Here is a 12,679-nt window from a genome sequence, read left to right as displayed (position 1 = left end):
ACTGGCCGTTTCACCCCATCAGCGAGAACGGATTGCGCTCGGTCCGCACGCCCTGCGCCTGCAAGGCGGCTTCGAGCCGCTCGTGCGGGGGCAACACGTCGTGCGGCAGGCGGATCTTGCGCCCGTCGGCCAGAACCAGCGTGACGCGCATCGACATGTCGAGCCGCCTGTCGAACCGAACCTTGTCGATCTGCTTCAGCGTCACCCTGTCGCCGCCCAGAATGCCCTGCCAGCCGATTTCATAGGTGTCGAGCGTCAGGCGGCTTTCGGGATTTTTCCAGATTTCCCAGGCCAGGGGCAGGGTGAAAAGCCACAGGAACACCACGATCCATATCGCGGCCTGCAGCAGCACCAGCATTGCCACAAGCGCCGTCCAGATCAGGACCAGCGCCACCACGTTGCGCCGCGAGCGGCCTATGCGGTGAAAGGACAGGCTCATCGCCCGCCCGCCACGTCCACCAGCGTGCGCGTGACATAGGACGCATCCTCCGAGAGCAGCCACAGGATCGTCCTGGCGACTTCCTCGGCGCTGCCGGCGCGGCGCATCGGCACCATGTGCGACAGGCGCTCCAGCCGGTCGGGTTCACCGCCCTTGGCATGGATGTCGGTTTCGATCAGGCCGGGGCGCACGGCGTTGACACGCATGCCCTCGGGGGCGAGCTCGTCGGCAAGACCCAGGGTGAAGGTGTCGATCGCACCCTTGGTGGCGGCATAGTCGATATACTGGTTGGCCGATCCCAGCCGGGCGGCCGCGGACGAGACATTGACGATATGGCCGGGTGTGCCGCAACCGCGCATATGTGCCACCGCGGCCCGCGCCACGAGGATCGCGCCCACAACGTTCACGGCGAACATATGCGACAGACGTTCGGGTGTCAGGCCGGCGATCGTGGCGGTCTGACCCACGATGCCTGCGTTGTTCACAAGGTCGATTGGGGTGCCCGGGTCGATTGCGGCAAAGGCCGCGTCGATCTGCGCCGGGTCGGCCACGTCACAGCGCAGGATTCGTGCGGTGCGACCGGCGTTTTCGACATCACGGGCCACGGCCTCGGCGCCCGTGGGGTCGGAATTGTAGGTCAGGATAACATCCCGGCCCTGTGCCGCCGCCAGACGCGCGCAGGCCGCGCCGATGCCGGCGCTGCCGCCGGTGATGAAAACAGTTCTCGTCATCCTTGTTCCCCTTCCAGATCAGCCCAGGATGCGCGCGACCATTTCGTTCGTGTCGCGGCTGAGGCCCGGCGTGGCCAGTATGCGCTCCAGCGCGGCGCGGGCGTGGGCCTGCCGCGCATTGTCGTAACGCGACCATGTCTCGAACGCGGTGCACATGCGCGCGGTTGTCTGCGGGTTCACGGGGTCCAGCCGGATCAGCCAGTCGGCCAGCAGGGCATAACCCGCCCCGTCCGCCCGGTGAAAGGCCGCGGGCGACATCGCCAGCGCCCCAAGCGTGGCGCGGAAGCGGTTGGGGTTTTTCCAGTTGAAATCCGCGTGGTTCGTCAGCGCGGCACAGGTTTCCACGGCGGTGGCCGGATCGTCATGCACGATCTGCAGGCTGAACCACTTGTCGACGACAAGCCGGTCATGGCGCCACTGGTCATAGAAGGCGGCGGTCGCCGCGTCGCCTTTGCCGGCCTGCAGCAGGCAGCCCCAGGCCGCCAGTTGCTGGGTCATGTTGTCGGCGCTGTCATATTGGCGTTGGGCCTGCGCGCCGCCATCCAGCCGCGTCAGCAGGGCCAGCGTCGCGTTCGCCAGCGAGCGGCTGCCCGATTGTTCGGCGTCGGGCCGGTAGGGATCGGTCACCTGGAACTGCGCGTAGATGCGAGGCAGGGTGTCCTGCATCTCTTGCGCCAGTGTCTGGCGCAGTGTTTCGCCCGCCTCCCAGATGGCTTGCGGGTCGGGGGTGGCGCCCTCGTCATGCAGGCGCTGGGCGATGTCGTCCTGGCTGGGCAATCCCACGGCCAGGGCGCGGAACGCCGGGTCGAGCGTGTCGTCGCGCAGCATCGCATGCATGGCCTGCAGGTATCCGCTGTCGGGGGCCGCACCGTCGCGGACCATGCGGATCAGCACGTCGCGGGCCAGGTCGCGCCCGGCCTCCCACTTGTTGAAGGGATCGGTGTCATGCGCCAGCAGGAAGGCGCGTTCCTTGTTGGTCGTGTCGCGCTGCACGATCACGGGGGCCGAGAAATCGCGCAGGATCGACGGCACCGGGCGCGAAGACAGCCCGTCGAAGGTAAAGCTCTGTTCGGCTTCGGTCATTTCCAGAACCGTGGTCGGCACGACCTCGTCGCCGTTCGGGTTCAGCAGGCCAACGGCAATCGGGATCACCCTGGGCGCCTTGTCGGGCTGTCCGGGCGTCGGGGGTGTTTCCTGTTTGAAATAAAGGGTGTAGGTGCCGTCCTTGAAGTCGTCTGTCACGCTTAGGCGCGGGGTGCCGGCCTGTTCGTACCACAGCTTGAACTGGCCCAGGTCGCGGCCTGTCGTGTCTTCGAACACTTTCAGCCAATCCTCGATCGTGGCGGCGTCGCCGTCGTGGCGATCGAAATAGAGATCGAGCGCCTTGGCATAGGCGTCATCGCCCACCAGTCGCTTTAGCATCCCGATCAGCTCGGCGCCCTTTTCATAAACGGTGGCGGTGTAGAAGTTGTTGATCTCGACAAAGCTGTCGGGCCGCACAGGGTGCGCAAGCGGGCCGTTGTCTTCGCGGAACTGGCGGCCGCGCAGGGCGATAACGTCGCTTATCCGTTTGACCGGCGCGCTGCGCATGTCGGCGGTGAACTGCGCGTCGCGGAACACCGTCAGCCCCTCTTTGAGGCAAAGCTGGAACCAGTCGCGGCAAGTGATCCGGTTGCCGGTCCAGTTGTGGAAGTATTCGTGCGCGATGATCGCCTCGATCCGCTCGAAATTCATGTCGGTGCTGGTTTCGGGGCTGGCCAGAACGCAGGAAGAGTTGAAGATGTTCAGCCCCTTGTTCTCCATCGCGCCCATGTTGAAATCGTCGACGGCCACGATGTTGAACACGTCCAGATCGTATTCGCGGCCATAGACGTCTTCGTCCCATTTCATCGATTTCTTCAGCGCCTCCATGCCGAAGGCGCATTTGTCCTCGTCACCCGGACGGACCCAGATGTTCAACGCGACCTCGCGGCCGGATTTCGTGGTGAACCGGTCGGGATGGTTGACCAGATCGCCCGCGACCAGCGCGAAAAGATAGGCGGGTTTGGGCCAAGGATCATGCCATTCGGCCCAGCCATCGCCCTGGCCGGTGGGATTGCCGTTCGACAGCATCACCTTTTCGGGGCCTTCGATCCGCACGGTGAAGGGGGCCATCACGTCCGGGCGGTCGGGGTAATAGGTGATCTTGCGAAAACCTTCGGCCTCGCACTGGGTGCAGTACATGCCGTTGGACATGTACAACCCTTCCAGCGCGGTGTTGGCGGCCGGGTCGATTTCCACCTCGGATTCCCATGTGAACGGGCCGTCGGGCACATCGCATGTCAGGCCCTGATCGGTTACTTCGGGCGTCACCTCCTGCCCGTTGATCGCGGCGCGGATCAGCGTCAGGTTCTCGCCGTGCAGAAAGAACTCACCCGATTGTGAATCTGGATTAGGTTTGAATTCTATCTTGCTGATAACCCTTGTTTTACCTGGATCAAGGCGAAAGGTAAGCCCGACCTGTTCGACGAGGAAGGCTGGCGGCGTGTAGTCGGCAAGATAGATCGTCTGGGGAGAGGCGTCTTTCATCGCGAGGCGCTCCGAATAGAGAAAAAACGGGATTTGCCCGCGACGTTAGAGCGATGCTGGCGTGGCTTCAATGGCAAGTCAGGGCGATCCCGGAAAAGAACGGAGGACATCCATGTCTGCGCCCGACACCAATGTAGAAAAAGAGGAGCAGAAACACAAACCGGCGCTGCTGGGCATCAAAGGGGCGATCGCGTTTGCCGCCGTGCTGCTCGTGCTGTTCGTCGGCTGGGTGATCGTGAACGGCCAGTCGCCCGAAACCCCGGACACCCGCATCGACGGTCGCACCGGCGAAGAAGTGCAGACCGACTGACCCTTTCCGGCGCGGGTCGCACCGCTAGATGGTCGCAGATGACGGATACGGTGATCTGCTGGTTCAAGCGCGATCTGCGCCTTCATGACAATGCAGCCCTGGCGCGCGCTGCCGCGCTGGGGTCCGTTATTCCCCTGTACATCGTAGAGCCCGCGCTTTGGGCGCAGTCTGACGCATCGGGGCGGCAGTTCGATTTCCTGCGCGAGTCGCTGATCGACCTTGATGCCGATCTGCAAAAGCACGGCGCGCGGCTTGTCGTGCGGCAGGGCGATGCGCCCGACGTGCTGGAACGGCTCCGCCGCGATCATGGTGTGCGCCACCTTGTCAGCCACGAAGAGACCGGGAACGGATGGACCTATGCCCGCGACAGGCGCGTGGCTGAATGGGCACGGGGGCAGGGCGTTGCCTGGCACGAGCTTCCGCAATCGGGCGTCGTGCGCCGGCTTGCGGGCCGAAACGGCTGGGCGGCGCGGCGCGAGGCGTTCGTCAGGCAGCCCCAGGTGCGCGTTGAAGGTTTGCGCTTTGCCAGCGGCATCGAAAGCGACCCGGTGCCGGATGCGCAAGCCATGGCGCTGGACGATCCCTGTCCGGGGCGGCAGGCAGGGGGGCGTTTAGCCGCCCTGCGAACGCTCGACGGTTTCCTGCATGCGCGTGGCAAGGATTATCGCAGCGCGATGTCGTCGCCCCTGACCGGCGAGGACGCCTGTTCCCGGCTGTCGCCGCATCTTGCTTTCGGAACGCTGTCCGTGCGCGAGGTCGCCCAGGCGGCACAGGCGCGTGCGGCGCAGGTCAAAGGGCAAAGGGGCTGGCCCGGGTCAGTCCGCTCCTTCCAGTCACGCCTCGCATGGCGCGACCACTTCATGCAAAAACTGGAAGACGAACCTGGGCTTGAACACTATTGCCTGCACCCCGCCTACGAAGGGTTGCGCCCGCCCGAGGCGGACGCGGCGCGCCTGCACGCGTGGGCCGAGGGGCAGACCGGCTTGCCCTTTGTCGATGCCTGCATGCGTTATCTGCGGGCGACCGGATGGCTGAATTTCAGGATGCGCTCGATGGTGGTTGCGGTGGCCTCGTATCACCTCTGGCTGGATTGGCGGGCGACGGGGCCGGTGCTGGCGCGGTATTTCACGGATTACGAACCGGGCATCCACTGGTCGCAGATGCAGATGCAATCGGGCACGACGGGCATGAACACGATCCGCATATACAACCCGGTGAAACAGGGGCACGATCAGGATCCCGATGGTGTTTTCACCCGCAGATGGGTTCCCGAACTGTCCGAAGTGCCCGACGATTACTTGCAGGAACCCTGGCGCTGGCCACAGGCCGGCCGTGTGCTGGGCCGCACCTATCCCGAACCGCTGGTCGATGTGAAACGGGCCGCTGCCGCCGCGCGCGACGCGGTCTGGGCGGTGCGCAAGCGCGACGGGTTCCGCCAGACGGCGCAACGGATCGTGGAAAAGCACGCCAGCCGCAAGGACCGCGCGGGCCATTTCACCCGCGATCCCGAGCCGCGCCCTGCCGAGGACCGTCAGTTGCGGCTCGACCTATGAGCCGGATGCGCCGCAAGGGCGATCTGCCCACAAAGGTCTGCGCGACCTGCGGCCGTCCCTTTGCCTGGCGCAAGAAATGGGCGCGGGTCTGGGACGAGGTGCGCTTTTGTTCCGAAAGATGCCGGCGGGAAAAGGGGCGAACTGACGAAAAGCGTTGAAAATACGGGTCGGTTTTCGCGAATTCTTGAAAGACATGCGGAAAAATTGGTAAATTTATTTTACCACCCGTGTTGCCTATAGGAAACTTCTGTCCTAATCCTGAAACCAACCGGTCAATGGAGGGGTTCATGACGGCACGGATCGACAAGCACGGCCTGCAGGTGGCCGAGGAACTGGTCACTTTCATCGAAGAGCGCGCGCTGCCTGGCACGGGTGTCGCGGCGGATGCCTTCTGGAAGGGGCTGTCCGACATCGCGCATACGCAGGGGCCGAAGAACCGCGCCCTGTTGCAGAAACGCGAGGATATCCAGGCCAAGATCGACGCCTGGCACCGCGAACGCGTCAACGAGCCGCGCGATGCCAACACCTATCGCGCCTTCCTGGAAGAAATCGGATACCTCGTGCCCGAAGGCGGGGATTTCGAGATCGACACCGCCAATGTCGACCCGGAAATCGCCAAGGTGCCCGGCCCGCAACTGGTTGTGCCGATCACCAACGCGCGGTTCGCTCTCAATGCCGCGAATGCGCGCTGGGGCAGCCTGTACGACTGCTTTTATGGCACCGACGTGATGGGCACGCCGATCCCGGCAGGCGGTTACGACAAGGGCCGGGGCGCGCGCGTTGTGGCCAAGGCCCGCGTGTTCCTGGACGAGGCTTTCCCGGTATCGGGCGGCAGCCACGCGGACGCGCAGCGGTATCACGTCGAAGGCGGGCAACTGCTGGTCGATGATATGCCGCTTACCGATCCGTCGAAATTCGTGGGCTATCGCGGCCATCCCAAGGCGCCGGACGGCATCCTGCTGGTCAATCACGGACTGCATGTCGAACTGGTGTTCGACCGCACGCACCCGATCGGCAGCCGTGACCAGGCGGGCCTGGCCGACGTGCAGATGGAAAGCGCGATTTCCGCGATCATGGATTGCGAAGATTCGGTGGCCTGCGTCGATGCCGAAGACAAGGTAGACGCCTACGGCAACTGGCTGGGCCTGATGCAGGGCAACCTTGAAGAAACCTTTGAAAAGGGTGGCCGCCAGATGACCCGTCGGCTGGCCGGCGACCGCAGCTACATCACGCCGGACGGCAAGGGTGAGCTGTCGCTCAAGGGCCGGGCGCTGATGCTGGTGCGGAACGTGGGCCACCTGATGACCAACCCCGCGATCCTGACGCGCGACGGGGAAGAGATCTTCGAAGGGCTGATGGACGGCATGATCACCACGCTGATCGCGATGCACGACCTGGCCCGCGATGGCGGCAACTCGGTCACCGGATCGGTCTATGTGGTGAAACCCAAGATGCACGGCCCCGAAGAGGTGGCATTCGCCGTCGAAACCTTCGATATGGTCGAAGATGCGCTTGGGCTGCCGCGCAATACCGTCAAGCTGGGCATCATGGACGAAGAGCGCCGCACCAGCGCCAACCTGAAAGAGTGCATCCGCGCCGCGAAAAGCCGCGTGTGTTTCATCAACACCGGGTTCCTCGACCGTACCGGAGACGAGATCCACACCTCGATGGAGGCCGGGCCGTTCAGCCGCAAGGATTTCATCAAGCGCAAGGCCTGGATCGGCGCGTATGAAAACCTGAACGTCGATATCGGCCTGGAATGCGGGCTGCAGGGCCGCGCGCAGATCGGCAAGGGCATGTGGGCCAAGCCCGACGCCATGGCCGAGATGCTGGAGCAGAAGATCGAGCACCCCAAGGCCGGCGCCAACTGCGCCTGGGTGCCGTCGCCCACCGCCGCCACGCTGCATGCGCTGCACTACCACAAGGTCGACGTCTTCGCTGTGCAGGACAAGATCAAGGCCGGCGGACGCCGTGCGCATCTGGACATGCTGCTGGATATCCCGCTGGCCAGCTACCAGAAATGGAACGATGCGCAGATCGCGCGCGAGGTCGAGAACAACGCACAGGGCATCCTGGGCTACGTCGTGCGCTGGGTTGATCAGGGCGTCGGCTGTTCCAAGGTGCCTGACATCAACAATGTCGGCCTGATGGAAGACCGTGCAACCTGCCGTATCAGCTCGCAGCATATCGCGAACTGGCTGCATCACGGCGTGGTCAGCCACGACCAGGTGATGGACGCGATGAAGAAGATGGCCAAGGTCGTGGACGAACAGAACGCCGGCGATCCGGCCTATCGTCCGATGGCGCCGGGCTTTGACGGGATCGCCTTCAAGGCGGCATGCGACCTCGTGTTCGAAGGCCGGGTGCAGCCCTCGGGCTATACCGAGCCGGTCCTGCACCGCCGCCGCCTGGAACTGAAAGCGGCGGGATAAGACAGACGGGCGAGGGGGCTGCCCCCTCGCCATTCCTTGAGATTTGCAGCAAGAGGATAACAGATGGCCGGAATTTCCCTGCGCAAGGCGCGCACGATCATTCGCAAGGCAATGGAGCACGGCAAGAGCGAAGGGATGAAGCCCCTGTCGGTGGTTGTGCTGGACGATGGCGGCAACGTCATCGCCTTCGAACGGGGCGACGGGGCCAGCCCGGGCCGGTTCGGCATCGCCCACGGCAAAGCCTATGGCGCGGTCATGCTGGGCATGTCGGGGCGCGCGCAGATGGCGCGGGCCGAGGCGCAGGCCTATTTCATGGCCGCGGCGAATGGCGTGTTCGGCGGGTCGGTCGTGCCGGTGCCGGGCGGGGTGATCCTGCGCGATGCCAAGGGCCGCATGCTGGGCGCGGTCGGCGTCACCGGCGACACGTCGGAAAACGACGAAGCTGCCGCGGTCGCCGGTATCGAGGCCGCCGGGGGGCTGACGGCCGAGCCCTGATCGCCCGTTTTTCGGGCGTGCATATGCGATGTGCGGCAGTGCAGGCGCGCGAAGGGTGTTTTCTTGACCCTTTGCGCGCTATATCTATGCTCCGAACGCAGCAAACAGGCCCAAAATGACTCGTCCCGTCGTCGGTATCATCGGCAATTCGCACCTGATCAACGACAGCTACCCGACCCATGCGGGCGGTACCATGAACTCCGAGGCGGTGGCCTGCGTGTCGGGTTGCATCCCGATGATCGTGCCGACCGACCCGCGCTTCATGTCGGTCGAAGAGTTGCTGGAAACCTGCGACGGCTTTCTGCTGACCGGCGGGCGTCCCAATGTCCACCCCGAAGAATATGGCCACGAGCCGACCGAGGCGCATGGCGATTTCGACCGTGCACGCGACGCGATCACGCTGCCGCTGGTCCGGGCCTGCGTTGAGCGCGGCCAGCCGTTTTTCGGTATCTGCCGCGGTTTTCAGGAGGTCAACGTTGCCATGGGCGGCACGCTGCACCCCGAGATTCGCGACATCCCCGGCCGCCTGAACCACCGCATGCCGCCCGACGGCACGCTGGAGGAAAAATTCGCGCTGCGCCACAAGGTGACCCTGACCGAGGGCGGCATGTTCCACCGGCTTCTCGGCGCGACCGAGGTCATGACCAACACGCTGCACGGGCAGGGCATACTGACCGCCGGTTCCCGGATCGTCGTCGAAGGGCACGCGCCCGATGGCACGCCAGAGGCGATTTTTGTCAAGGATGCCCCCGGCTTTACCCTCTCGGTTCAATGGCACCCGGAATGGGATGCCGCGAACGATCCGGTGTCGCGGCCGTTGTTCACGGCGTTTGGCGATGCGGTGCGGGCCTGGGCGCAGGCGCGCCAGCCTCAAATCCTGAAATCGGCCTGATTCCCGCCTTTGCCTTGACCTGACGCAAGGTGTGGGCCTTCCCCCTGTGGCAACCTTCCGGCGGTTTCACCGCTAAAGGAGGCCGCGATGGATATTCTGATCGCTTATGCCACGACCGAAGGTCAGACCGAAAAGATCGCGCGGTTCTGCGCCGACCGGCTTGCGGCGCGGGGGCATCGTCCGCTTCTGCTGCATGTCGAAAGCGGGGGCGAGGACATGCCGGAATGCGGCGCGGCGATCCTGGCGGCCTCGGTACACGTTGGCAAATACCAGGAGGCACTGGAAAACTTTGCCCTGCGCCATGAATTGCGGCTGAACGCGCGTCCGACGGTGCTCTTGGCGGTCTCGCTGGCGGCGGCTGGCGACGATGCCGAGGAATGGGACGATCTGGCACGCATCGCCGACGCGTTCCAGGCGCGCAGCGGATGGCGCGCAGGACGGGTTGTGCAGGTGGCCGGGGCGTTCCGGTTCAGCAAGTACGATTTCTTCCGCCGCCTTGCGATGCGCTGGATCGCGCATCAGAAGGGACAGCAGGTCGACCCGCATGGCGACCGCGAATACACCGACTGGGACGCGCTGGGCGCGCTGATCGACGATTTCGCGGATCACGCTGCCTGAAGAATGCGGCTTTCAAAACCACGCAGGCAAAGACGGGCGGTGTCCCCGTAACTGCCCGGATCGCTGCGCAACACGGGAAACTTGGTGAACAGGTCTTCGCGCGCTGCGTCGCTGATCGCCGTCAGCCCCAGTTCGCCGGGATGAAATGTTTCCGCCAGCGCGCCGTCCGCAAAGACAAGGTCGTGCTGGTCCAGCAAGATGTGGAAATACTCGATCGTTTCCAGCTCCTGCTGGACGATGGTCGAGCCGTTGACCATGTGCTTGGCTGTCAGCAGCACCTCGGCGTTTTCGAAATAAAGCGCCGCGGTATGCGACCGGTGCAGCATCCTGTGCTGCGGCGATACCCAGAGCTCGTGCGCGTTGCCGATGGCCCCGGTCTTGAAACGGATCGGAGCGAAGTTGCCCTCTCCGATCACGCGGCGGGATGAAATCCAGCGGATCGGTTGGGGGCCGTTGTCGCGCGTTACCACGATATCGCCTTCCTGCAGGCACTCGATCCGCCTGGGGCCCATCGGCGTCAGGATGCGTGTGCCCCGCGCAAAGCAGATGATCACGTCCTCCATGTTGGAGAAATTGACCACCGTCCCGTCGTACAATGTGGCGGTGCCCGACAGGGCGCTGGGATCGGTCGAGCTGTAGGTGACGTCCTCCCAGTCCAGCAGGCCCGCGAAATCGATCGTGTCGCCGCCGGGTTCGGATGTTTCGCTGCCGTCAATGGTGATCGTGCCGCCGCCCAGGTTGGCCTGGTCCAGAACGAACAGGTCGTCGCCTGCACCGCCCGTGGCCACATCGCCCGAACCCACGACGATCGTGTCGTTGCCCGCGCCACCGTCAAGCGTGTCGGCGCCCGCGCCGCCGATGATCGAGTCGTCGCCATCCTCGCCATAGAGCAGGTCCGCGCCGCCGCGCCCGTCGAGGATGTCGTTGCCGGCGCCGCCGTAGAATTCGTTCGTCCAGTCCGGGCCTTCCCCGTCATATCCCGACAACGTGTCGTCCCAGGCCGAGCCGATGATGCCATCGACCCCGCCAAAGCCCGTGTCGCCGGTCGCGTCGCCCCCGGAGGCGCTGGCGGTTGCGAGGTCGATATTCACGCCGGCGGACGATGTCGAATAATCGACGAAATCCATGCCGGCACCGGCCGACAGGCTGTCCGCGCCCGCGCCACCGGCCAGCGTGTCGTCGCCCGCGCCGCCGAGCAGCGTGTCATCGCCCGCGCCGCCCGAAAGGCTGTCGGCACCATCGCCGCCATCGAGCAGGTCGTTGTCGTCGCCGCCTTCCAGCGTGTCGTCGCCGTCGCGGCCATAGAGCACGTCATCGCCCGCGCCGCCCTGGAGCAAATCCGCCGACGCGTCGTTTGGGTCGACCTGATAGTTCGCATCGACGCGGTTTGCCGCCATAAGCGCAGAGTCGTTCGTCAGGGTGTTCAGCGAGATCGACTCGATCGGGGCGCTGGAAAGCAGGATGTTGTCGGCATTGTTCGACATTTCCGGCAGTAGAAAGACCTCGCCGGTCGTGGTCTGCATGATCACGGCGTCGAAGATACCCGAGCTGCCATCGGTGAAATACACCGTGGCGTCATACACCTACAGCGAGTCGACGTTGTAGACGACCCCGTTGATCGTCAGGTTTTCGGGTGTGCCGCCGTTGTCGTTGTCTTCGATCGCGCCGTTGCCGCTGGTGTCGAAGGTCTCCATGTTGGCAAGCTCGGCATAGAGCGGTGTACCCGCCGAACCGTAAGTGCCGACAAGGTCTCCCGCGTTTTCCGAGACGCCGTTCGTTTCATCGGGGTCGACATCCGCAGCCGAACCAAGGCTGATTACGGTGAACGTGTTGTCTACCGTTACGGTGCCTCCGATATCCGTGCTGCCATCGGTGCCGCCATCAAGCGTGTCGTTGCCCGTGCCGCCGATCAGGGTGTCGCTGCCAAGCCCGCCGAAAACCGAGTCATCGCCACCGCCGGCATCGACGACATCGTCGCCACCGCCGGCATTGACCACGTCCCCCAGGCCGCCGGCCCCGGTGCCGTACCCGCTGTCGATCTGGTTACCGTCGGCATCGACATACGAGGCGTCGATCGTTTCACCGCCGACGGTGCCGTCCACGATGTTGTCAGGCGCAACGTAGTCTGTCGAATTGAAGGCGATGTCGCCCGTATTGACGTTTGGATTGCTGTCATAGCTGAGCACCTCGTAGTTGCGGCCAGCAACCAGGGGGGTCTCGGAAATCAGGTAATCGCCCGCCGCGGCGCCGTTTTCCACGTCGAAGGCCGCGACCTCGAAAATCTCTCCGGTGACGGTATCGCGCAAGGTCCAGACCGCTTCGGCATCGACATTGCTGCCGGTCGATGTCACCCCGCCGATGGTGACATCGGCGGTCGCGCTTTCCTGGCCGGCGCTGTCATCGTCCAGGGTAACGCCCTGAATGCCGCTTTCCGGGTCCGAGATATCCGCGAAGCCTTGGGGGTCGGACGGGCCGGACCAGGTGAACGTGTTGCCGGTTCCGGTCGGGAAGTTCCCGAACGGGTTGTAATCGTAAAAGCGAACCTTGTAATCAGCCATTTCTTGCCTGTTCCGACGCGTTCTGCGTCAGTTTTTTCTCTCACACTGGCCCGTTCCCGGCGGCCGCCGGACATACGGGTTCG

At 64.4% G+C, this 12,679-nt stretch carries 12 protein-coding genes; 7 read left to right on the top strand and 5 right to left on the bottom strand.

Annotation, left to right across the window (positions count from 1 at the left end; translation table 11 throughout):
- Positions 1-10: 10 nt before the first annotated feature.
- From BLT50_RS04095 to pepN, 3 genes are read right to left on the bottom strand one after another with little or no spacing between them, the layout of a single operon-like run.
- Positions 11-439, bottom strand: a complete 429-nt coding sequence (locus BLT50_RS04095; RefSeq protein ID WP_090026687.1) for a hypothetical protein — start codon at positions 437-439, stop codon at positions 11-13.
- The gene (locus BLT50_RS04090; RefSeq protein WP_090026685.1) at positions 436-1,170 is read right to left on the bottom strand and encodes an SDR family oxidoreductase; all 735 of its coding nucleotides are present in this window, start codon (positions 1,168-1,170) and stop codon (positions 436-438) included. The genes BLT50_RS04095 and BLT50_RS04090 overlap by 4 nt, the downstream gene beginning before the upstream one ends.
- Positions 1,171-1,188: 18 nt before the next feature.
- Complete coding sequence (gene pepN, locus BLT50_RS04085; protein ID WP_090026683.1) at positions 1,189-3,738, bottom strand: aminopeptidase N; 2,550 nt, start codon at positions 3,736-3,738, stop codon at positions 1,189-1,191.
- A gap of 112 nt (positions 3,739-3,850) precedes the next feature.
- On the opposite strand from pepN, the gene BLT50_RS04080 reads away from it, so the two are divergent.
- From BLT50_RS04080 to BLT50_RS04050, 7 genes are all read left to right on the top strand, one after another.
- Positions 3,851-4,048, top strand: a complete 198-nt coding sequence (locus tag BLT50_RS04080; RefSeq protein WP_090026682.1) for a hypothetical protein — start codon at positions 3,851-3,853, stop codon at positions 4,046-4,048.
- Between the two features lie 38 nt (positions 4,049-4,086).
- Positions 4,087-5,601 (top strand): FAD-binding domain-containing protein, encoded by a 1,515-nt coding sequence (locus BLT50_RS04075; protein WP_090026680.1) that lies wholly within the window; start codon positions 4,087-4,089, stop codon positions 5,599-5,601.
- Entirely contained in the window at positions 5,598-5,759 is a 162-nt protein-coding gene (locus tag BLT50_RS04070; RefSeq protein ID WP_175491389.1) for a DUF2256 domain-containing protein, read from the top strand. Before BLT50_RS04075 ends, BLT50_RS04070 begins: the two co-directional genes overlap by 4 nt.
- Positions 5,760-5,888: 129 nt before the next feature.
- Positions 5,889-8,033, top strand: coding sequence for a malate synthase G (locus BLT50_RS04065; protein WP_090027083.1), 2,145 nt, complete (start codon positions 5,889-5,891; stop codon positions 8,031-8,033).
- A 63-nt stretch (positions 8,034-8,096) separates the two neighbouring features.
- Positions 8,097-8,528 carry a GlcG/HbpS family heme-binding protein gene (locus BLT50_RS04060; RefSeq protein ID WP_090026676.1) on the top strand — a complete coding sequence of 144 codons (432 nt, stop codon included), beginning with the start codon at positions 8,097-8,099 and terminating at the stop codon, positions 8,526-8,528.
- A gap of 115 nt (positions 8,529-8,643) precedes the next feature.
- On the top strand, positions 8,644-9,420 hold the full coding sequence (locus tag BLT50_RS04055) for a gamma-glutamyl-gamma-aminobutyrate hydrolase family protein (protein WP_090026675.1): 777 nt from the start codon (positions 8,644-8,646) through the stop codon (positions 9,418-9,420).
- Positions 9,421-9,507: 87 nt separating this feature from the next.
- Entirely contained in the window at positions 9,508-10,038 is a 531-nt protein-coding gene (locus tag BLT50_RS04050) for a flavodoxin domain-containing protein (protein WP_090026673.1), read from the top strand.
- Here the strand turns inward: BLT50_RS04050 and BLT50_RS04045 are convergent.
- Together BLT50_RS04045 and BLT50_RS04040 are read right to left on the bottom strand one after the other, a co-directional pair.
- Entirely contained in the window at positions 10,026-11,621 is a 1,596-nt protein-coding gene (locus BLT50_RS04045; protein ID WP_090026671.1) for a Hint domain-containing protein, read from the bottom strand. The two genes, BLT50_RS04050 and BLT50_RS04045, sit on opposite strands and share 13 nt — an antisense overlap.
- Positions 11,622-12,596, bottom strand: coding sequence for a calcium-binding protein (locus BLT50_RS04040; protein ID WP_090026668.1), 975 nt, complete (start codon positions 12,594-12,596; stop codon positions 11,622-11,624).
- Between the last annotated feature and the right edge of the window lie 83 nt (positions 12,597-12,679).

The organism is Lutimaribacter saemankumensis (genome assembly GCF_900100005.1).
Lineage (GTDB): Bacteria > Pseudomonadota > Alphaproteobacteria > Rhodobacterales > Rhodobacteraceae > Lutimaribacter > Lutimaribacter saemankumensis.
This window is presented reverse-complemented; position numbering and strand designations above follow the sequence as displayed.

What these genes read in the sequence shown, in the direction of transcription:
- BLT50_RS04095 (WP_090026687.1), bottom strand. Translation starts at nt 439, where the DNA reads ATGAGCCTGTCCTTTCACCGCATAGGCCGCTCGCGGCGCAACGTGGTG.
- BLT50_RS04090 (WP_090026685.1), bottom strand. Translation starts at nt 1,170, where the DNA reads ATGACGAGAACTGTTTTCATCACCGGCGGCAGCGCCGGCATCGGCGCG.
- pepN (WP_090026683.1), bottom strand. Translation starts at nt 3,738, where the DNA reads ATGAAAGACGCCTCTCCCCAGACGATCTATCTTGCCGACTACACGCCG.
- BLT50_RS04080 (WP_090026682.1), top strand. Translation starts at nt 3,851, where the DNA reads ATGTCTGCGCCCGACACCAATGTAGAAAAAGAGGAGCAGAAACACAAA.
- BLT50_RS04075 (WP_090026680.1), top strand. Translation starts at nt 4,087, where the DNA reads ATGACGGATACGGTGATCTGCTGGTTCAAGCGCGATCTGCGCCTTCAT.
- BLT50_RS04070 (WP_175491389.1), top strand. Translation starts at nt 5,598, where the DNA reads ATGAGCCGGATGCGCCGCAAGGGCGATCTGCCCACAAAGGTCTGCGCG.
- BLT50_RS04065 (WP_090027083.1), top strand. Translation starts at nt 5,889, where the DNA reads ATGACGGCACGGATCGACAAGCACGGCCTGCAGGTGGCCGAGGAACTG.
- BLT50_RS04060 (WP_090026676.1), top strand. Translation starts at nt 8,097, where the DNA reads ATGGCCGGAATTTCCCTGCGCAAGGCGCGCACGATCATTCGCAAGGCA.
- BLT50_RS04055 (WP_090026675.1), top strand. Translation starts at nt 8,644, where the DNA reads ATGACTCGTCCCGTCGTCGGTATCATCGGCAATTCGCACCTGATCAAC.
- BLT50_RS04050 (WP_090026673.1), top strand. Translation starts at nt 9,508, where the DNA reads ATGGATATTCTGATCGCTTATGCCACGACCGAAGGTCAGACCGAAAAG.
- BLT50_RS04040 (WP_090026668.1), bottom strand. Translation starts at nt 12,596, where the DNA reads ATGGCTGATTACAAGGTTCGCTTTTACGATTACAACCCGTTCGGGAAC.